The 18,494-nt window shown below is 70.3% G+C and carries 17 protein-coding genes and 1 tRNA gene; 15 read left to right on the forward strand and 3 right to left on the reverse strand.

The features are described 5' to 3' along the window. Window positions 1–407: 407 nt before the first annotated feature. The 5 genes from leuC (at window position 408) to IAI59_RS06360 (ending at window position 4,274) form a co-directional block, all read left to right on the forward strand. Window positions 408–1,832, forward strand: a complete 1,425-nt coding sequence (leuC, locus tag IAI59_RS06340) for a 3-isopropylmalate dehydratase large subunit (RefSeq protein WP_207419511.1) — start codon at window positions 408–410, stop codon at window positions 1,830–1,832. A gap of 3 nt (window positions 1,833–1,835) precedes the next feature. Continuing rightward, window positions 1,836–2,447: a 3-isopropylmalate dehydratase small subunit gene (gene leuD / locus IAI59_RS06345; RefSeq protein ID WP_207419510.1), complete on the forward strand. Its 612-nt coding sequence runs from the start codon at window positions 1,836–1,838 to the stop codon at window positions 2,445–2,447. 192 nt (window positions 2,448–2,639) lie between these two features. Next, on the forward strand, window positions 2,640–3,752 hold the full coding sequence (gene leuB / locus IAI59_RS06350; RefSeq protein WP_207419509.1) for a 3-isopropylmalate dehydrogenase: 1,113 nt from the start codon (window positions 2,640–2,642) through the stop codon (window positions 3,750–3,752). Window positions 3,753–3,773: 21 nt separating this feature from the next. Further along, on the forward strand, window positions 3,774–4,097 hold the full coding sequence (locus tag IAI59_RS06355) for a hypothetical protein (protein ID WP_207419508.1): 324 nt from the start codon (window positions 3,774–3,776) through the stop codon (window positions 4,095–4,097). Window positions 4,098–4,197: 100 nt separating this feature from the next. Continuing rightward, window positions 4,198–4,274 (forward strand) — tRNA-Arg (locus tag IAI59_RS06360). A 135-nt stretch (window positions 4,275–4,409) separates the two neighbouring features. Here IAI59_RS06360 and IAI59_RS06365 read toward each other — a convergent pair. Genes IAI59_RS06365 through IAI59_RS06375 form a run of 3 tightly spaced genes read right to left on the reverse strand, consistent with a single transcriptional unit; the run spans window position 4,410 to window position 7,020 of the window. Further along, window positions 4,410–5,369 carry an alpha/beta hydrolase gene (locus tag IAI59_RS06365; RefSeq protein WP_207419507.1) on the reverse strand — a complete coding sequence of 320 codons (960 nt, stop codon included), beginning with the start codon at window positions 5,367–5,369 and terminating at the stop codon, window positions 4,410–4,412. 46 nt (window positions 5,370–5,415) lie between these two features. After that, the gene (locus tag IAI59_RS06370; protein WP_207419506.1) at window positions 5,416–5,829 is read right to left on the reverse strand and encodes a Zn-ribbon domain-containing OB-fold protein; all 414 of its coding nucleotides are present in this window, start codon (window positions 5,827–5,829) and stop codon (window positions 5,416–5,418) included. Between the two features lie 21 nt (window positions 5,830–5,850). Continuing rightward, the gene (locus IAI59_RS06375) at window positions 5,851–7,020 is read right to left on the reverse strand and encodes a thiolase C-terminal domain-containing protein (RefSeq protein WP_207419505.1); all 1,170 of its coding nucleotides are present in this window, start codon (window positions 7,018–7,020) and stop codon (window positions 5,851–5,853) included. Between the two features lie 455 nt (window positions 7,021–7,475). Here IAI59_RS06375 and IAI59_RS06380 point away from each other — a divergent pair, with 455 nt between their 5' ends. The 10 genes from IAI59_RS06380 to IAI59_RS06425 all read left to right on the forward strand — a co-directional run bounded on the left by IAI59_RS06380 (window position 7,476) and on the right by IAI59_RS06425 (window position 18,491). Beyond that, window positions 7,476–8,645: an acyl-CoA dehydrogenase family protein gene (locus IAI59_RS06380; protein WP_237181000.1), complete on the forward strand. Its 1,170-nt coding sequence runs from the start codon at window positions 7,476–7,478 to the stop codon at window positions 8,643–8,645. 92 nt (window positions 8,646–8,737) lie between these two features. Next, window positions 8,738–9,406 carry a TetR/AcrR family transcriptional regulator gene (locus tag IAI59_RS06385; RefSeq protein ID WP_207419504.1) on the forward strand — a complete coding sequence of 223 codons (669 nt, stop codon included), beginning with the start codon at window positions 8,738–8,740 and terminating at the stop codon, window positions 9,404–9,406. Between the two features lie 28 nt (window positions 9,407–9,434). After that, window positions 9,435–10,631: a CaiB/BaiF CoA transferase family protein gene (locus tag IAI59_RS06390; protein WP_207419503.1), complete on the forward strand. Its 1,197-nt coding sequence runs from the start codon at window positions 9,435–9,437 to the stop codon at window positions 10,629–10,631. 109 nt (window positions 10,632–10,740) lie between these two features. Next, complete coding sequence (locus IAI59_RS06395) at window positions 10,741–11,958, forward strand: ABC transporter substrate-binding protein (RefSeq protein WP_207419502.1); 1,218 nt, start codon at window positions 10,741–10,743, stop codon at window positions 11,956–11,958. Between the two features lie 12 nt (window positions 11,959–11,970). Beyond that, window positions 11,971–12,459 (forward strand): 2,4'-dihydroxyacetophenone dioxygenase family protein, encoded by a 489-nt coding sequence (locus IAI59_RS06400; RefSeq protein WP_207419501.1) that lies wholly within the window; start codon window positions 11,971–11,973, stop codon window positions 12,457–12,459. A gap of 27 nt (window positions 12,460–12,486) precedes the next feature. Then, complete coding sequence (locus IAI59_RS06405; RefSeq protein ID WP_207419500.1) at window positions 12,487–13,803, forward strand: NtaA/DmoA family FMN-dependent monooxygenase; 1,317 nt, start codon at window positions 12,487–12,489, stop codon at window positions 13,801–13,803. Between the two features lie 23 nt (window positions 13,804–13,826). Beyond that, window positions 13,827–14,819 carry a Bug family tripartite tricarboxylate transporter substrate binding protein gene (locus IAI59_RS06410; protein ID WP_207419499.1) on the forward strand — a complete coding sequence of 331 codons (993 nt, stop codon included), beginning with the start codon at window positions 13,827–13,829 and terminating at the stop codon, window positions 14,817–14,819. A gap of 152 nt (window positions 14,820–14,971) precedes the next feature. Continuing rightward, complete coding sequence (locus IAI59_RS06415) at window positions 14,972–16,573, forward strand: class I adenylate-forming enzyme family protein (RefSeq protein WP_207419498.1); 1,602 nt, start codon at window positions 14,972–14,974, stop codon at window positions 16,571–16,573. A 2-nt stretch (window positions 16,574–16,575) separates the two neighbouring features. Continuing rightward, window positions 16,576–17,451 carry a cyclase family protein gene (locus tag IAI59_RS06420; RefSeq protein ID WP_207419497.1) on the forward strand — a complete coding sequence of 292 codons (876 nt, stop codon included), beginning with the start codon at window positions 16,576–16,578 and terminating at the stop codon, window positions 17,449–17,451. Then, on the forward strand, window positions 17,448–18,491 hold the full coding sequence (locus IAI59_RS06425) for an alcohol dehydrogenase catalytic domain-containing protein (RefSeq protein ID WP_207419496.1): 1,044 nt from the start codon (window positions 17,448–17,450) through the stop codon (window positions 18,489–18,491). The genes IAI59_RS06420 and IAI59_RS06425 overlap by 4 nt, the downstream gene beginning before the upstream one ends. Window positions 18,492–18,494: the final 3 nt, after the last annotated feature.

Below are 18,494 nucleotides of genomic sequence, written 5' to 3' on the forward strand. Positions count from 1 at the left end.
CCCGGAAGGGGCGCGGCGTTCTGCGTTTTGGGGATGGTGGAGGAAGTTCGAGGAAAGGCATTCCCCCGAGTCCCCATCTTGCTTTTGCTTCCCTGTTCGGTCGCCGCCGTTGCCCGCGGTTCGCACCCTTGATCGGTGTTCTTTTAAACGAAAAGAAGATGGGGGCCTTGGGGAATTCCTTCCCCCAGCCTTCTCTTCCTTTCCCACCCAAGGCACCCCACGCAAGATTTCGCCTCTTTCCACGGGTTCAGGCGACAGTTATGTGCTGAGCCGGGGTGAGGACCGCGTCTGTCGCGGTGGCAGCCGGCGGGTGCCGGTGCTTCAATGACGGCGCGTCAGGGTCCATATCGCCCGGGATGCCGATGCCGCCTGCCCGTGGCACCGTTTGAACGCCTGTTCCGAGGGAAATGCCGATGTCGGCCACGAAGCCGCGTACGCTGTTCGACAAGATCTGGGATGCCCACGTCGTGGAGACGCTTCCGGACGGCACCGCGCTTCTCTACATCGACCGGCACCTCGTGCATGAGGTGACCAGCCCGCAGGCCTTCGAGGGGCTGCGCATGGCGGGCCGCAAGGTGCGCCGGCTGGACGGCACCATGGCGGTGATCGACCACAACATCGCCACCGACCAGAGCCGCTACACGGGGCAGATCGAGGATCCCGAAAGCCGGCTGCAGGTCGAGACGCTGGAAAAGAACGTCGCCGAGTTCGACGTGCCCTACATCCCGCTGACGGATGCGCGGCAGGGCATCGTGCACATCGTGGGGCCGGAGCAGGGGCTGTCCCTGCCGGGCATGACCATCGTCTGCGGCGACAGCCATACCTCGACGCACGGCGCCATGGGGGCGATGGCGTTTGGCATCGGCACCTCCGAGGTGGAGCACGTGCTGGCCACGCAGACCATCCTGCAGAAGCGCGCCAAGAATATGCGCGTGACGGTGGACGGCACGCTGCCGCCGGGCTGCACGGCCAAGGACATCGTGCTGGCCATCATCGGCAAGATCGGCACCGCCGGCGGCACCGGCCACGTGATCGAATACGCGGGCGAGGCGATCCGCGCGCTCGACATGGCCGGGCGCTTCACCATCTGCAACATGTCGATCGAGGCGGGCGCGCGCGCCGGCATGATCGCGCCGGACCAGACCACCTTCGACTACGTCAAGGGCCGGCCCTTCGCGCCCAAGGGCGAGGCCTATGAGCGCGCGGTGGAATACTGGCAGACGCTGCCCTCCGACGAGGGCGCGCATTTCGACACCGAGGTGGTGCTGGATGCCGCCGAGATCGTGCCGATGGTGAGCTGGGGCACCAGCCCCGAGGACGTCTTGCCGATCACCGCCAGCGTGCCCGACCCTGCCGCCGAGCCGGACGAGGCCAAGCGCGCCCAGTTGCAGCGCATGGTGGAGTACATGGGCCTGGTGCCTGGCCAGAAGCTCACGGAGCTGAAGGTGGACGTGGTCTTCATCGGCTCCTGCACCAACAGCCGGATCGAGGACATCCGCGCCGCCGCCGCCGTGGTGCGCGGCCGCAAGGTGGCGCCGGGCGTGCGCGCCATGGTGGTGCCGGGCTCGGGGCTGGTGAAGCACGCGGCCGAGGCCGAGGGGCTGGACGCCGTGCTGAAGGAAGCGGGCTTCGAGTGGCGCGAAGCCGGGTGCTCCATGTGCCTCGGCATGAACCCGGACAAGCTGACGCCGGGCCAGCGCTCGGCCAGCACCAGCAACCGCAACTTCGAGGGCCGCCAGGGCCCCGGCGGGCGCACCCACCTGCTGAGCCCCGCGATGGCCGCCGCCGCCGCCGTCACGGGCTTTCTGACCGACGTGCGGGAGATCGGCTGAACCATGGACGCCTTCACCAAGCTCACCGGCATCGCGGCGCCGCTGCCGATGGCCAATGTCGATACCGACAAGATCATCCCCGCGCGCTTTCTCAAGACCATCCAGCGCACCGGGCTGGGCAAGGCGGCCTTCGCCAACCTGCGCTACCGCGAGGATGGCAGCGAGAACCCGGACTTCGTCCTGAACCAGGAGCCTTACCGCCGGGCGGAGATCCTGATCGCACATGAGAACTTCGGCTGCGGCTCGTCGCGCGAGCACGCGCCCTGGGCTTTGCTGGACTTCGGCATCCGCTGCGTGATCGCGCCCGACTTCGCGGACATCTTCCACGGCAACAGCTTCAAGAACGGCATCCTGCCGATCAAGCTGCCGCGCGAGGTCTGCGACCAGCTGATGGAAGACGCGAAGATGGGCGAGAACGCACGCATCAGCATCGACCTGGAGCGCCAGGTGGTAGTGCGGCCGAACGGCCAGGAGATTCCCTTCGAGGTGGACCCGCTGCGCCGGCACCTGCTGCTCAACGGGTTGGACGACATTGGCCAGACCATGCAGCGCGGCGCGCAGATCGACGACTACGAGGCGAAGCGGCGGGCGGAGCAGCCCTGGCTTTACGCCTGAAGCGAGACAAGGCCGGGGGAAGGAATTCCCCCGGACCCCCATCTTTTTTCTGATTCATGTCCGGGTGTGTGAGTGGACAGCCCGCGCACCGGAAAACGGATAAAAAGAAAAGAAGATGGGGTCCGGGGAAGAATTCATTCTTCCCCGGTTCCAAGCCAAGACGGCCAAGCACCCCCGATCAGGAAGTGATGGATGACGGCGAACAAGAAGATGCTGGTGTTGCCGGGCGACGGCATCGGCCCCGAGGTGATGCGCGAGGTGCTGCGCGTGGTGGACTGGATGGACCGCCGCCGCCACGTCAGCTTCTCGCTGCAGGAAGGGCTGGTGGGCGGCGCCGCGCTGGAGGCCGAGGGCTCGCCCTGTCCTGACCGCACGGTGGAGCATGCGCTGGAAGCGGACGCGGTGCTGTTCGGCTCCGTGGGCGGGCCGAAGTGGGACAGCCTGCCCTTCGACCGCCGTCCGGAGCTCGGCATCCTGCGGCTGCGCAAGGAGCTGGGGCTGTTCGCCAACCTGCGCCCCGCCACGGTGCTGGACCCGTTGGTGGATGCGTCCAGCCTGAAGCCCGACGTGGTGCGCGGGCTGGACCTGATGATCGTGCGCGAAACCACGGGCGGCATCTATTTCGGCGAGCCGCGCGGCGTGGAAACCATGGCCAACGGCCAGCGCCGCGGCGTGGACACCGAGGTCTACACGGAAGAGGAGATCGCCCGCGTGGCGCGCGTGGCCTTCGACCTGGCGCGCAAGCGCACGGGCCGCCTGTGCAGCGTGGAAAAGGCCAACGTCATGCAGTCCGGCCGCCTGTGGCGGGCCGTGGTGGGCGAGGTGGGCGCCGCCGAGTTCCCGGATGTCGAGCTGAGCAACATGTATGCCGACAACTGCGCCATGCAGCTCTGCTCGCGCCCCAAGCAGTTCGATGTGATCCTGGCCGGCAACCTGTTCGGCGACGTGCTGTCGGACCTGGCGGCGGCGCTGACGGGCTCGCTGGGCATGCTGCCCTCCGCCACGCTGGGCGCGCCGGACTCCTCTGGCCGGCGCAAGGCGCTGTACGAGCCGATCCATGGCTCGGCGCCGGACATCGCGGGCAAGGGCATCGCCAATCCCTGCGCGCAGATGCTGTCCTTCGCCATGCTGCTGCGCTGGTCCTTCGGCATGGAGGAGGATGCGGTGATGATCGAGACGGCGGTGGAGAAGGTGCTGGCCGGCGGGCTGCGCACGGCCGACATCATGGGGCCCGGCACCGCGCGCGTCGGCACCTCCGTGATGGGCGATGCCGTGCTGCGCGAGCTGGACAAGCTCGCGGCCTAACGACGGGCGGGGCGGGCGGGCGTGCTGGACCTGACCGGGGCCGGCGTGATGCTGCTGGTGCTGGCCAGCGGCGCGGTGCTGCTGCTCGCCCTGCTGGTGAAGGTGGGGGCGATGCTGTGGTCTCAGCCGCCGCGCCACCCGCCGTTGCGCGGCGTGCTGGCGGCGCTGGCGGTAAACCTGGCGGCCCTGCTGCTGTTGTGGCGTGACCGCGAAGGCGGCCGGGGCCTGGACGCCATCCTGCGGACGCTGGAGCAGGACCTGGCGGCCACCGCGGCGGCCTGGGGGCTGCTGCTAGCGGCCGTGTGGTGGGGCTTTTCCCGCCCGTGGCGGCGCGCTGGCCGGTGAAAGCCGCCTTTGTCACCGGCCCGCCATAAAAAATCGCCGGATTGCGCGTTCCCCCGGTTGCGCTCCGCCCCCGGGGTGGGTATTCCCCCGCCACTGGCCGGCGCCCGTAGCTCAGCTGGATAGAGCACCAGACTACGAATCTGGGGGTCAGGAGTTCGAATCTCTTCGGGCGCGCCAGTCTTTCCTGATGCAGATCAGGACCTTATCGAAAAGCCCGGCAGAGATGCCGGGCTTTTCGCGTTTGGGCAGACTGCCACCCGGTCCTCCGCCAACGCGGCAAGCCGCGGGAACAGGAGCGAGTGGCCGCGCCGGTCAGACACCGCCGGGGCTGTCCCAGCAGTCGCGAAGCACTGCCGCCGCGAAACGCGCCACCGGCGCGCCGACGGGCAGGACCTGGCCCATCATCAGCATGCCATGGATCTGATCGCTGACATGCAGCGCCGTGACACGGACGCCTTCGGCCTCCAGCCGGGCGGCATAGTCGCGCCCCTCGTCCGCCAGCGGGTCCTGCGCCACGGTCAGCACAAAGGCAGGGGGCGTGCCCGCCAAGCTCGCCGCGCGCAGGGGTGAGACGCGCCAGTCCGTGCGGTCCAGCCCGGCGGGCAGGTAGTGGTCGGCGAAGTAGCGCATGGTGGCGGCGGTCAACGGCACGCCTTCCGTCACGCGGGCGTAGGACGCGGAGGCCATGGTCGCGTCCAGTACCGGGTAGAACAGCAACTGGAACGCGGTGGCCGGCAGGGTCCCGTCGCGCCCCATCAGCGCGAGCACGGCGGCGAGGTTGCCGCCGGCGCTGTCGCCTCCGATCGCGAGGCGCGCGGGATCGATGCCGATTGTGCCGGCCTCGCACGCCAGCCAGCGCAGCGCGGCCGCGGCATCGTCGAGCGCGGCGGGGAAGGGATGCTCGGGGGCCAGGCGGTAGTCCACCGCGACAACCCTGCAGCGGGCCGCATTGGCCAAACGGCGGCACAGGCCGTCATGGCTGTCCAGGTCGCCGATCACCCAGCCGCCGCCGTGCAGGAACAGCAGGCAAGGCTGTGGCCCGGCATCGTCGCAGCCACCGCCGCGATAGATCCGCAGCGTCAGCGGGCCGCCAGGGCCTGGGATGGTGATGTCCCGCACATCGGCCACGTCCTCCGGAGGGGACTGCAACAGCGGGCGCCCGGCAGCATAGGCGGCGCGGGCCTCGGCAGGCGTGAGATCCTGGAAGGGCGGGCGGCCAGCGGCGCGTACGGCGGCCAGGAAGCGGGCGAGGGCAGGATGCAAAGGAGACATGATGCGCGGCCTTGCGGCAGGGGGCGTCAGAAGATTTGGCCGAGGGTCACCGCAGCCTGAAGCGAGGCAGGGTGACCCGGTCCGTCACGTCGTCGAAGATGACCTCGACCGGCAGGCCGACCCGCAGCGCCTCGTTGGGGCAGCCCACCACGTTGCCCGTGAGCCTCACCTTCTCCTCCAGCTCCACCTGCACGGCGTTGTAGGGCAGGTCCGCCTCAAAGGCCGGCAGCCACGCCTTGTGGACGACCACCCAGGAGGAGATGGTGCCGAGGCCGCTGGCCTGCCGCCACATCAGCGCATCCCTGAAGCAGAAGGGGCAGACCGGCCCGGGGGGCCAGTGCGCGCGGTCGCAGGCATCGCACCAGGGCAGCATGATCTTGTGGTCGCGGCAGCCGTTCCAGAAGGGGGCGTTGTCCGGGGTCAGGCGGGGAACGGGCTTGGCGGTGTGGTCTGCGCACATGGTCTTGGCGTTCCTTCGGCGTCAGCGGCGCAGGATCACGGAATCGCCCCAGCAGGTGCCCCATTGCAGGGCCTCCGCGCCGGGAATCTGCCGCGTATCCGCCTCGCCGCGCAGCTGGCGCGTCATCTCGATGATCGAGTTCCAGCCGCACACATGCGCCTCCGACAGCAGCCCGCCCGAGGTGTTCACCGGCAAGGTGCCGCCCGGCCCGATGCGCCCGTCCTGCACCCAGGCCGCGGCCTCCCCCGGACCACAGAAGCCGAAACGCTCCAGCGCGAAAAGCACGAGCGGCGAGAAGGCATCATAGGTGTAGAAGCCCTGCAACGCGTCGCGGCCGATGCCGGCGGCGCGATAAACGGCGAGGTCGCGCTCGCGCGGCGTTTCGCTGCTTGTGGTCTGTTGGTTGATGCCGAGTCCGGGCGGCGCGAAGATGAACTCGCTGCGCCCCGATCGCAGGCCCTGCATGCCGGCCAGCAGCACCGGCGGCTTCGGCATGTCCCGTGCCCGCTCCGCGCTCGCCAGGATCACCACGGCCGCGCCGTCGGTCACCAGGCTGCAGTCGAACAGGTGCAGCGGGTCGACGACCATGCGGGATGCCTGGTGCTGCTCCACGGTCAGCGGACGCTGCATCAGCGCCGCCGGATTGCGCTGCGCGTGGCGCCGCAGCGCGACCGGCACGGCTGCCAGTTCCGCCGAGGTCACGCCGTAGCGCGCCATGTAGCGCTGCATCGCCAGCGCCGCGCCGACGGCGGGCGAGGTGAGGCCGTAGACCGGGTTCTCGCCATGCGTGGCGCCCTGCTCGCGCATGCCCTCCGGGTCGCCCGGCCCGCCGAGGATGCTGGCTTCCCGCGTGAAGCTGACGGCTGTGATGCAGGCCACGACGTCGGCCATGCCGCAGGCGATGGCCATGGCCGCGTGCTGCAGCGTGCTGGTGACGAAGCGCCCGTGTGTCCAGCCCTGGTGGACGTAGTCGACCTCCAGCCCATACACCTCGGCCATGCGGTCGTAGTCGGCGCCGAGCGGCCAGCCCATGTGCAGCGCGAGGCCATTGATGTCGCGCCGCTGCAGGCCGCAATCGGCCAGCGCCGCCTTCAGCGCCCGGGCACCGAGGCCGAGCTGGCTGGTGGGCAGGTGGCGGCCGAACTCGCTTTGCCCGATGCCGACGATGGCGACTGTGCCGTTGAACCGCATCGATGCTCCTGGGCGTGGAATGCCATGCATTACACTGTTGGGGGGGAGCCGCTGTCCAGGGGCAGTGGCGCCGGTGGCCTTTTTGAAAGGGGCGTTGCCCCTCTCGAACTCTCCCCGCCAGGGGATTGAATCCCCCTGGACCCCCAATCCGTCAGGATGTGCCGGCGGGAAACGTAGCTCACAAGATTTTCATTGCAAAACAATGTTTTAGAGCCCCACTGGGAGCCGAAGCGCCAACAGATGGGGGTGCGGGGGATCCAGCCCCCTGCCTGGGGCGTTCGAGGGGGCGGCGCTCCCTGCAGGGCCGCACGCGCACCGGCCACCGGAACGACTTGCAAACCAAGAAGTCGTTAATCATACTAATCGGTATGATCCACCCCCACGGATATGCCCATGCCCGGTGACCAGAGCGGCCCCAGCGCCGCCCGCACGCAGCGCCCCGGCGGGAGGGGCGCATGATCCCGCGCACCCTGTTCTCCGAGGAGCACGAGATCTTCCGCGACTCCGTCCGCCGTTTCATCGCGGCGGAGGTCATGCCGCATCATGACGAGTGGGAGCGCGCGGGCATCGTGCCGCGCGACGTCTGGCGCAAGGCGGGCGAGGCGGGGCTGCTGTGTTCCGAAGTGCCGGAGGCCTATGGCGGCCTGGGCGGCGACTTCCTGTTCGGCGCCATCGTGGTGGAAGAGATGGCGCGGGCCGGCGCCACGGGCCCGACCTTCTACCTGCATTCCGAGATCATCTCGCCCTACCTCGTGCACTACGGCACGGAGGAGCAGAAGCGCCACTGGCTGCCGCGCATGGCCACCGGCGAGGTGATCACCGCGCTCGGCATGACGGAGCCCTCGGGCGGCAGCGACGTGCAGGGCATCCGCACCACCGCCATCCGCGACGGCGACGACTACGTGATCAACGGCCAGAAGGTCTTCATCACCGCCGGGCACAATGCCGACATGGTGGTGATGGCCTGCAAGACCGACCCCAAGGCCGGCGCCAGGGGCGTCAGCCTGATCCTGGTGGAAACCGACCGGCCGGGCTTCAAGCGCGGCCGCAAGCTGGAGAAGATCGGCTGCAAGGCGCAGGACACGGCGGAGCTGTTCCTGTCCGACCTGCGCGTGCCGGTGTCCAACCTGCTGGGCGAGGAAGGCCGCGGCTTCTACCAGCTCATGCAGGAACTGGCGCAGGAGCGGCTGGTGCAGGCGATCCGCGCCGTGTCCTCGTCCGAGGCGGCGCTGGAATGGACGGTGGACTACGTGGTCCAGCGCAAGATGTTCGGCCAGACCCTGGCCGACTTCCAGAACACCCAGTTCAAGCTGGCCGAGATGAAGGCCGACCTCGCGGCGCAGCGCGTGTTCCTCGACCGCTGTATCGAGCTGCACCTGCAGAAGAAGCTGGATGCGGTGGATGCCGCCATGCTCAAGCTGACCACCACGGAGCTGCAGGGCAAGGTCATGGACCAGTGCCTGCAGTTCTTCGGCGGCTGGGGCTACATGTGGGAATACCCCATCGCCCGCGCCTTCGTGGATGCGCGCCTCGGCCGCATCGGCGGCGGCAGCGTCGAGGTCATGAAACAGATCATCGCCCGCAGCATGCTGCCGCGCAACGAAGGTCCCGCGCGGGCGGGATGACGCTCCCCGTAATTCCGGGGGTGGATTTCGCAGTGCAGCACGGATAGGGTAGAAAGACTTACCAACCGGCATGATCACCACCGCAGGGTCCCATGGCTGCACCGACACTGGCCTCCGTGCCCGGAATCCGGGACGAAGTCGCGACGTTGAAGCGGGAGCGCACGCTCTCGGCGGCGGTCGATCTGTTCTACGAACGTGGCTACGAAAACACGACGCTGGATGCGGTGGCCGAGCGGCTGGGCGTGACCAAGCCCTTCATCTACGCGCACTTCCATTCCAAGGCCGAGCTGCTGACCGAGATCTGTACGCGCGGCATCGCCTCCGCGCTGGACGCGATCGAGCGCGCGCTTTCTTCCACCGGCAGCCCGACCGAGAAGCTGCGCGCGCTGGGCGAGCACTTCACGCTGGCGGTGCTGCAAAGCCAGATGCACATCGCGATCTTCGCACGCGAGGAAAAGAACCTGCCGCCGGCGGATTTCGACCGCATCAGCACCATGCGCCGCAGGTTCGACCGCAAGCTGGTGGCGCTGCTGCGCGAAGGGGTGGCGAGCGGCGAGTTCACCGTGCCGGACCCCGAGATGGCGGCGCTGGCGATCGGCGGCATGGTGAGCTGGGCCTATGTCTGGTACCGCCCCAATGGCCGCCTGCCGTTGCCGGCGGTGGCGGGCGAGATGTCGGGGTTGATCCTGTCCATGGCCGGCGCCAAGCCCGCCCCGGCGCGTCGCGCCGCCGCCCCGCGCCGGGCCGCCGCCCGGCGCTGAGCACCGCCCCCCGCGGGGGGCACCGCTGATGGACGGGCCACTGGCGGGGCTGCGGGTGCTGGACCTGTCCTCCGTCATCCTGGGGCCGATGACCGGGCAGTATCTCGGCGACATGGGCGCCGATGTCATCAAGGTGGAAGCGCCGGAAGGCGACATCACGCGCCAGATCGGCCCGCGCCGCTCTGCCCGCATGGGCGCGCTGTTCATGGCCAACAACCGCAACAAGCGCAGCCTGGTGCTGGACCTCAAGAACCCGGCCGCCGGCACCGTGCTGCGCCGCATGGCGCGACAAAGCGACGTGCTGCTGCATTCCATCCGCAGCTCCGCCGCCGCGCGCCTCGGCCTCGGCTACGACGCGCTGGCGGCGGCCAACCCCCGGCTGGTGTTCTGCCACGTGACAGGCTTCTCCGACCTCGGCCCCTATGCCGGGCGGCCGGCCTATGACGACATCATCCAGGCGCTGTCCGGCCTCGCCGCGCTGCAAACGGTGGCGGCGGGCGAGCCGCGCTACGTGCCCTCCATCATGGCCGACAAGATCACCGCCGTGCACGCCGCCTGGGCCATCGCGCTGGCGCTGTTCCAGCGGGAGCGCACGGGGCTCGGCCAGCAGGTGTCCCTGCCGATGCTGGAAACCATGGTGGCCTTCAACGCCGCCGAGCACCTGGGCGGCGCGGTGTTCGAGCCGCCGGTGGGCCGCATGGGCTACGACCCGATCCGCCAGGGGCTGCGGCGGCCGTTCCGCACCGCCGACGGTTATCTCTGCTTCCTGCCTTATAACGACGCGCACTGGCGCCGCTTCTTCCAACTCGCCGGGCATCCCGAGATGGCCGAGGACCCGGGCTTCGCCACGCTGGAGGGGCGGCAAAAGGACCTGGACGCCGTGTGGCGCCGGGTGGGGGAGCTGATCCGCACGCGCGGCAATGCCGAATGGCTGGCGCTGTTCGAGGGGTCCGACGTGCCCTTCTCGGTGGTCAACGAGCTGGAGGACCTGCTGGAGGACCCTCACCTCATGCAGACCGGCTTCTGGCAGATGATGGAGCACCCGACGGAAGGGATGCTACGGCTGCCGGCGATCCCGATCGGCATGTCGGCGGCGCGGCCCGCCATTCGCCTGCTGCCGCCGCGCCTGGGCGAGCATACCGGCGAGGTGCTGGCGGAGTTCGGGCTGTCCACCAGCGAGATCGCCGAGCTGGCGGCGGCGGGGGCATTCGGCCCGCCTGGCTGAAAACGTGATCTACCGATCAGTATGATGCTTGACTGAGCGGTTTTTTAAGCCTCCAATCCGCCCCAAGCCGCGGCGCATGGCGCCAGCGGTCCTCGGGAGGAAGACCAGGATGCTGTCGCGCCGCGCTGCGCTGTCCGGCCTGTCCGGACTTGCGCTGACCGCCCCTGCCCTCAGGGCGCAAACCGTGCCCACCCTCCGCATCGGCATCCTGCAGGACCGCTCCGGCCCGGCGAGCCACCTGGGCGGCGCCGGCTCCGTCGCCTGCGCGCGGCTCGCCGCCGAGGAGATGGCGGAGCGCGCGGGGCTGAAGGTCGAGCTGCTGCAGGCCGACCACCAGAACAAGCCGGACCTTGGCATGTCCATCGCCCGGCAATGGATCGACAGCGGCGTCGATGCGCTGCTGGAGTTCAATAACTCCGCCATCGCGCTGGCCGTGAACGACCTGGTGCGCGACCGCGACAAGGTGATGCTGGCCAACAATGTCGGCAACGCCGCGCTCAGCGGCCGCGCCTGCACACCCAACATGACGCACTGGACCTTCGACACCGCGATGCTGGCCAACAGCCTGGGCAACGCGCTGGTGGAGCAGGGCGGCGACACCTGTTTCTTCATTCGCGCCGACTACACCTTCGGCCAGGCGCTGCGCGACGACACGGCGGCGGTGGTCGAGAAGCGCGGCGGCCGCGTGCTGGGGGAGGTGGCGGTGCCGGTCGGCACCACCGACTTCGCATCCGCCCTGGTGCGGGCGCAGGCCTCGCGCGCCAAGGTGGTGGCGCTGGCGCTGTTCGGCACGGACCTGCTGAACTGCATCAAGCAGGCGGGCGAGTTCGGCATCGGCCGGCGCAACCAGAAGCTCGGCGCGCTGATCATCTACCTGCAGGACGTGCACTCGCTGGGGTTGGCGGCGGCGCAGGGCACGCAGCTCACGGAGTCCTTCTACTGGGACCTCGACGACCGCACCCGCGCCTTCACGCGCCGCGTGCTGCCGCAGACCGGCGGCGTGCCGCCCAACATGGGGCAGGCCGGCGCCTATTCCGCCACGCTGCACTACCTGAAGGCGGTGGCCGCCCTCGGCCCCGCCGCCGCCAAGGCCTCGGGCCGCACTACGGTGGCGCGCATGAAGCGGCTTCCCATCGAGGACGACGTGCTGCGCAACGCGCGCATCCGCGAGGATGGCCGCGTGGTCAGTGACGTCTTTCTGTTCACTGTCAAGACGCCCGCCGCCAGCAAGGGCGAATGGGACCTCTACGAGCGCAGCGCCACCATCGGACCGGACCAGGCTTGGCGATCGATGGCGGACGGTGGCTGCGTGCCGGGCAAGGCCTGAGGAAAGACCGCGATGATGCAGATCCCGCCATCCCCCTACACCTACCCCGAGATGTTTCAGGGCAACGTGCTGGCCGAGGACAACACCTGGTATCCGCTTGGCCAGATCGGCGAAACGCGGCCGCTGATCTTCGATGTCAGCCATGGCTCCTGGGTCAGCATTCTGCGCGCCCGGGGCGCGGGCACCATCCAGAAGCACCGCCACGCCGCGCCGGTGACCGCCTGGACCATGGACGGCACCTGGGGATACCGCGAGCACGACTGGATCGCCCGGCCCGGCAGCTTCGTCTACGAGCCCGCCGGCCACATCCACACGCTCTACATCCACCCCGAGGAAGCGCACATGACGGCGATGTTCCATGTGTTCGGGCCGCTGGTCTACCTCGACGAAAACAACGAGGTCACCGGCTACGACGATGTCTTCCTGCGCCTCGACCGCTACGCCGCGCATTGCCGCGCCGTGGGGCTGGGCGAAAGCTGGGTGCGCTCGCTGATCCGCTGAACGGCAACAGGACAGGCGGGAACAGCCATGGCCGCGACCCAGATGCACCTGATGCAGATGCTGATCCACAGCGCCGGCACGCATACGTTGATGAGCTGGGCGGACCCGGCCGACCTGCAGCTCGCCGGGCTGCGCGACTTCGCCTATTGGCAGGATCTGGCGCGCACGCTGGAGCGCGGCTGCTTCGACGCGGTGTTCTTCGCGGACAGCCCGGCGACGCATGGCGTATACCAGGACAGCGTCGTGCCCTCGATGACATACGGTGCCTCCTGGCCCAACCACGACCCGATGCCGCTGGTGGCCATCATGGCGGCGGCCACGACCAAGCTCGGCTTCGGCGTCACGCTGTCCACCTCCGGCACCACGCCCTATCTGGCGACGCGGCGCATCACCACGCTGGACTATCTCAGCCGTGGCCGGGTGGGGTGGAACATCGTCACAGGCTTCAGCGCCGCCGAGCACCGTGCCAACGGCCTGGCGACGCAGCTGGCGCATGACGAGCGCTACGACTGGGCCGACGAGTTCATGGAGATCTGCTACCGGCTCTGGGACAGCGTGCCGCCGGCGGCCATCCTGGCCGATGCGGCGGCGGGGCGCTTCGCCGATCCCGCGCAGATCACGCCGGTGGACTACGAGGGACGGTATCTCCGCTGCAAGGCGGTGGCGCCCGTGTTGCCGGCGCCCTCCGGCCGGCCGGTGCTGTTCCAGGCGGGCTCCTCCGGGCGGGGGATGCAGTTCGCGCTGAAGCATGCCGAGGTGGTCTTCGCCATCCAGCCGCATGTCGCCGGCATGAAGAAGACCATGGCGCAGATCCGGGCCGCCGCGCGCGAGGCCGGGCAGCCGGAGGACGTGCGCCTGCTGTTCGGCCTGCAACCCATCCTGGGTGGCACCGAGGAGGAGGCACGGCGACGCGCCGACGAACTGCTGGAGCGCATCCCGCTGGATGCCATCCTGGCGCGGCTTTCCGGCGTGCTGGGCACCGACCTCGGCCGCCTCGACCCCGATGCCGCGCTGGGCGAGATGGACACCCAGGCCTCGCGCGGGTTGCTGGCGGCCACGGCCAGCAGCGAGGACGGCCGCGCGGTGACGCTGCGCGATGCCGCGCGGCGCTGGGCGCTGTCCGTCGCCATCCCGCAGTTGATCGGCACGCCGGAGCAGGTGGCCAACCGCATCGAGGCGATCTGGCGCGAAACCGGCTGCGCCGGCTTCAACATCAGCCCCACCACCAGCCCGGACAGCGTGCGCGACATGGTGGACCAGGTGGTGCCCCTCCTGCAGCGCAAAGGCGTCTTCCGCCGCGAATACGCGGGCGACACGCTGCGCGACCACCTGACGCCGCGCTGACCGAGACGCGAGGAACCCACAGCATGAATGACATCCTCCCCCGCCGTGCGGCGCTGGCCCTGCCGGCGCTGTTGCTGGCCGCGCGCCAGGCCCGTGCGCAAGCCGAGTGGAAGCCGACGCATTCGGTGCGGCTGGTGGTGCCGACCACCGCCGGCGGCACCACGGATGTCATGGCGCGGCTGCTGGCGCAGCACCTGCAGCAGGTGTGGGGCCAGCCCGTGGTGGTGGACAACCGTGCCGGCGCCGGCGGCGTGATCGGCACGGTGGAGGTGGTGCGCGCGGCGCCCGACGGCCACACCTTCCTGATGGGCAATGTCGGGCCGCAGAGCATCGTCTACTCGTTGGTGCGCAACCTGCCCTATGCGGAAGGCGACCTGCTGCCGGTGCACGGCATGATCTCCGGCCCCAATGCGCTGGTGGTGCATCCCTCGCTGCCGGTCAGAAGCGTCGCGGACTTCGTGAAGTACCTGCGCGACAACCCGGACAAGCTGAGCTACGGCACGCCGGGGGTGGGGCAGACGCCGCATCTGGCGGGGGTGTGGTTCAACCAGATCCTCGGCACCCGCAGCACGCCGGTGCATTACCGCGGCTCCGGCCCTGCGGCGACCGACCTGTTCGGCGGCACCATCCAGTACATGTTCGATGCGCTGGTGAATGCCGGCGAGCCCGCCAAGAGCGGCCGCATCCGCCTGCTGGCGACCAGCGGCGAGGAACGCTACCCGACGCTGCCGGACGTGCCGACGGTGCGCGAGAGCCTGCCGGAGCTGGCACCCTTCACCACCGCCAGCTGGGTCGGGCTTTTCGCGCCCAAGGCAACGCCGCCCGCGGTGATCCGCAGCCTGGCGGCCCACGCCGGCGCGCTGCTGGCCGAGCCCGCCTCGCGTCAGCGCTTTCTTGACCTGGGCGGCGTGCCGCTGACGCTGCCGACGGAGGACTACGCCGCCTTCGTGCGGGCGGAAACCGCGAAGTGGACAGGGGTGATCCAGCGCGAAGGGCTGAAGATCGACCTAACCTAAGCGCATCGCCTCTTGCAAACCGGTTGGTTCACGATAATACTGACCAGTAAGAGAGGCCTGGCGGCGAGACGCCAGGGCATCGTCGCGGGAGGATCGCATGCGTCAGCGCCAGTCTCATTCGCAGTCCCCGCGGTCCGGGCACTGAGCCGCGCATGCGCCCCCCCTACGCCCGCACGATGTTCGAACTGCTGGATGAGCAGGCCTGTCGCTATCCGGGCGGCGTGGCCGTCATCTGCCGCGACCGCAGCATCACCTATCCCGAACTGGCGCAGCGCGCGCGCCGTGCCGCCGGCCTGCTGCGCGCCCAGGGCGTGCGGCGCGGCGACCGCGTCGGGCTGCTGCTGAACAACCGGGCGGAATGGCTGGAGGTCGCCTTCGGCGCCGCGCTGCTGGGCGCCGTGCTGGCGCCGCTCAGCACCTGGTCCACCAAGGCCGAGTTGGAATACTTGCTGGCGGATTCCGAGGTGACGCTGGTGATCGCCCTGGCCCACTTCGGCCGCGAGGACTTCGCCGCGATGCTGCGCGATCTGCTGCCGCAGGGTGGCCGCTCGGAGCGCTTTCCACGACTGCGCGGCGTGCTGCTGCTGGAAGGCCAGGAGGGCGACGGCTTCCCCGACTACGCCGCCGCCGTGGCCGCGCAGGCGCCGCTGGAAACGCCGCCGCCGGGCGAGGGCGCCAGCGCGCGCGACGACTTCGTCATCCTCTACACCTCCGGCTCCACCAGCCGCCCCAAAGCGATTCCGCTGATGCACTACGCGGTGGTGGAGAACGGCTTCAACATCGGCGAGCGCCAGGGCCTCGGGCCGCAGGACCGCGTGCTGCTGTCGCCGCCGCTGTTCTGGACCTATGGCGGCGTCAACGCGCTGCCCGCCACCTTCACCCATGGCGCCGCGCTGGTGCTGCAGCCGCGCTTCGAGGCGGGCGAGGCGCTGGAGCTGATCGAGCGCCATGGCTGCACCTCGCTCTACACCCTGCCGGGCATGACGGATGCCATGGTGCGCCACCCAGACTTCCGGCTGGAGCGCACGCGCACGCTGCGGCGCGGCATGACCATCGGCAGCCCGCAGGATGTGGTCAAGGCCGCGACACAGCTCGGTGCCCGCGAAATCTGCAACATCTACGGCTCCAGCGAGACCGGCGGCAATTGCTGCGTCACGCAGCACGACTGGCCGCTGGAGCATCGCGCCAACAGCCAGGGCCACCCGCTGCCGGGGGTGGAGATGCGCATCGTCTCGGTCGAAAGCGGCCAGCCAGTGGCCGCCGGCGAGCCGGGCGTGGCCGAGGTGCGCGGCCCCTATGTGATGCGCGGCTATGTCGGCGGCAGCGCGCAGCACAACGCCGCCGTCTTCACCGCCGATGGATGGTTCCGTACCGGCGACATCGGCACCCTGACGCCGGGCGGCGAGTTCAACTTCCTCGGCCGCGACAACGAAATGATCAAGCGCGCCGGCATCAACGTCTCCCCCGCCGAGGTGGAGGACGTGTTGATGCAGCATGGCGGCGTGGCGCAGGCCGGCGTGGTGGGCGTGCCCTCGGCCGAGCGGGGCGAGATGATCGTCGCCTTCGTGGTGCCCAAGGCCGGCGCGGCGCTGGACGCCAAGGTTCTGGTCGATCACTGCCGCGCCGTCGCCTCCTCCTACAAGGTGCCGGACCGCTTCGAGATCCTCGACGCCCTGCCCACCACCGTCACCGGCAAGCTGATGCGGCGGGAGCTGAAGAGCGCCGCCGCCAAGCTGGTCGGCGCGGGCGCCTGAGCATGGCCCGCGAAGCCTGGGGCCGCTGGGGCGCGGCGGACGAGGCCGGCGCGCCCAACCGCATCGGCCGCGAGCAGGTGCGCCTGGCGGCCTCGCTGGTGAGGACCGGCCAGGTGGTCAGCCTGGCGCAGCCGCTCTCCCCCGCCTCACCGGTGCCGAAGCACCGCGCCGGCATGCAGCACTTCATGGGCCGCGACGGCGGCGACTACGCGGCCGGTGCCAAGCGCCCCGGCGGCTTCCAGTTCGCCGAGGACACGGTGGTGCTGCCGCTGCACCTCGGCACCCACATGGACGCGCTGTGCCATGCGTGGTGCGACGACCACCTGTATAACGGCTTCCTCGGCAGCACCGTCCGCAGCACCACCCGCGCGCTGCGCTGCGGCGCCGAGAAGCTGCCGCCCGTCACCACGCGCGGCCTGCTGCTGGACGTGGTGGCGCTGCGCGGCGGGCCGCTGCCGGGCGATGCCAGCATCGGCCGCGAGGCGTTGCAGGCCGCCTGCGCGCGCATCGGCGCCACGCCGGGCGAGGGGGACGCGGTGCTGATCCGCACCGGCTGGCAGGAAGCGCAGCAGCCCGGCGCCGAGGTCGATTTCACCCGCGAGCCGGGCATCGATGTCGAGGCCGCCGAGTGGCTGGCGGACTCCGGCGTCGCCCTGGTGGGCGCGGACAACTACGCGATCGAGGTGCTGCCCTTTCCGCCCGGCACGGTGTTTCCCGTGCATCAGCGGCTGATCCGCGACTATGGCGTGCCGCTGCTGGAGGGCATGGTGCTCAAGCCGCTGGCCGAGGCGGGCGGGGGCGTGTTCCTGTTCGTCGCCGCCGCGCTGCCGCTGGTGGGGGCCACCGGCAGCCCCGTCAACCCGCTGGCCGTGCTGTGAGGGCCGCCGTCGTGCGCCGCACCGGCGGGCCGGAGGCCCTGGTGCTGGAAACCCTGCCGGACCCGGCGCCGCGCGCGGGCGAGGTGATCGTCGCCGTCGCGCATTGCGGGGTGTGCTTCCACGACGTCGTCACCCGCAACGGCACGCTGAAGGCGGGGGTGGAGGCGCCCTTCATCCCGGGCCACGAGATCGCCGGCACCATCGCCGCGCTGGGGCGGGACGTGCGGGGCTTCGCGGTGGGGGACCGGGTGGCCGCCACCCAGCGCTCGCATGTCTGCGGCCATTGCCGCTACTGCCGCTCGGCGCGCGAGCCGCTCTGCGCCGAGGCGGTCTTCACCGGCGACCGGGGGCTGAACGGCGGCTATGCCGACTTCGTGGCGCTGGAGGCCGAGAGCCTGGTGCGGGTGCCGGATGGCCTCGGCCTGGATGCCGCCAGCATCGCCGCCTGCGCCATTGGCACCGCCTATCACGCCGTCGTCGCCGTGGGCCGCGTGCAGGCCGCCGAGACGGTGCTGGTGACGGGAGCGGGCGGCGGCGTCGGCATCCATGCCGTGCAGGTCGCGCGGGCCGCCGGCGCCACGGTGCTGGCCGAGACCGGCTCGCCCGCCAAGGTGGCGGCGCTGCGGGAGGCCGGCGCACACCACGTCATTCTGCACGCACGCGGCGAGGATTTCTCCGCCGCCGTGCGCGACGCCACGGAAGGCGAGGGCGTGGAGGTGGTGGTCGACACGGTCGGCACGCCGGTCTTCGCGCCCACCCGCCGCTCGCTGGCGCGCGGCGGCCGCTGGGTGATGGTGGGGCAGCTCACTGGCGGCTTCGTGCCCTTCAACCCGGCGCAGCTCTTCCTGAAAGGCATCTCCCTGCTCAGCAGCACCAGCGTGACGCGGGAGGAGCTGCGGCGCTGCCTGGCGCTGCTGGCCAACGGCACGCTGCGCGCGGTGCTGGGAGAGGCCTTGCCGCTCTCCGCCGCCGCCGAGGCGCATCGCCGCCTGGAGGCCGGTGCGGCGCTGGGCCGCATGACGCTGGTCCCGGGGGGCTGAGCG

The organism is Roseomonas haemaphysalidis (genome assembly GCF_017355405.1).
GTDB lineage: Bacteria > Pseudomonadota > Alphaproteobacteria > Acetobacterales > Acetobacteraceae > Pseudoroseomonas > Pseudoroseomonas haemaphysalidis.

Excerpts from the sequence above, each read along its gene's own strand:
- leuC (WP_207419511.1), top strand. The coding sequence starts at position 408 with ATGCCGATGTCGGCCACGAAGCCGCGTACGCTGTTCGACAAGATCTGG.
- leuD (WP_207419510.1), top strand. The coding sequence starts at position 1,836 with ATGGACGCCTTCACCAAGCTCACCGGCATCGCGGCGCCGCTGCCGATG.
- leuB (WP_207419509.1), top strand. The coding sequence starts at position 2,640 with ATGACGGCGAACAAGAAGATGCTGGTGTTGCCGGGCGACGGCATCGGC.
- IAI59_RS06365 (WP_207419507.1), bottom strand. The coding sequence starts at position 5,369 with ATGTCTCCTTTGCATCCTGCCCTCGCCCGCTTCCTGGCCGCCGTACGC.
- IAI59_RS06370 (WP_207419506.1), bottom strand. The coding sequence starts at position 5,829 with ATGTGCGCAGACCACACCGCCAAGCCCGTTCCCCGCCTGACCCCGGAC.
- IAI59_RS06375 (WP_207419505.1), bottom strand. The coding sequence starts at position 7,020 with ATGCGGTTCAACGGCACAGTCGCCATCGTCGGCATCGGGCAAAGCGAG.
- IAI59_RS06380 (WP_237181000.1), top strand. The coding sequence starts at position 7,476 with ATGATCCCGCGCACCCTGTTCTCCGAGGAGCACGAGATCTTCCGCGAC.
- IAI59_RS06385 (WP_207419504.1), top strand. The coding sequence starts at position 8,738 with ATGGCTGCACCGACACTGGCCTCCGTGCCCGGAATCCGGGACGAAGTC.
- IAI59_RS06390 (WP_207419503.1), top strand. The coding sequence starts at position 9,435 with ATGGACGGGCCACTGGCGGGGCTGCGGGTGCTGGACCTGTCCTCCGTC.
- IAI59_RS06395 (WP_207419502.1), top strand. The coding sequence starts at position 10,741 with ATGCTGTCGCGCCGCGCTGCGCTGTCCGGCCTGTCCGGACTTGCGCTG.
- IAI59_RS06400 (WP_207419501.1), top strand. The coding sequence starts at position 11,971 with ATGATGCAGATCCCGCCATCCCCCTACACCTACCCCGAGATGTTTCAG.
- IAI59_RS06405 (WP_207419500.1), top strand. The coding sequence starts at position 12,487 with ATGGCCGCGACCCAGATGCACCTGATGCAGATGCTGATCCACAGCGCC.
- IAI59_RS06410 (WP_207419499.1), top strand. The coding sequence starts at position 13,827 with ATGAATGACATCCTCCCCCGCCGTGCGGCGCTGGCCCTGCCGGCGCTG.
- IAI59_RS06415 (WP_207419498.1), top strand. The coding sequence starts at position 14,972 with ATGCGCCCCCCCTACGCCCGCACGATGTTCGAACTGCTGGATGAGCAG.
- IAI59_RS06420 (WP_207419497.1), top strand. The coding sequence starts at position 16,576 with ATGGCCCGCGAAGCCTGGGGCCGCTGGGGCGCGGCGGACGAGGCCGGC.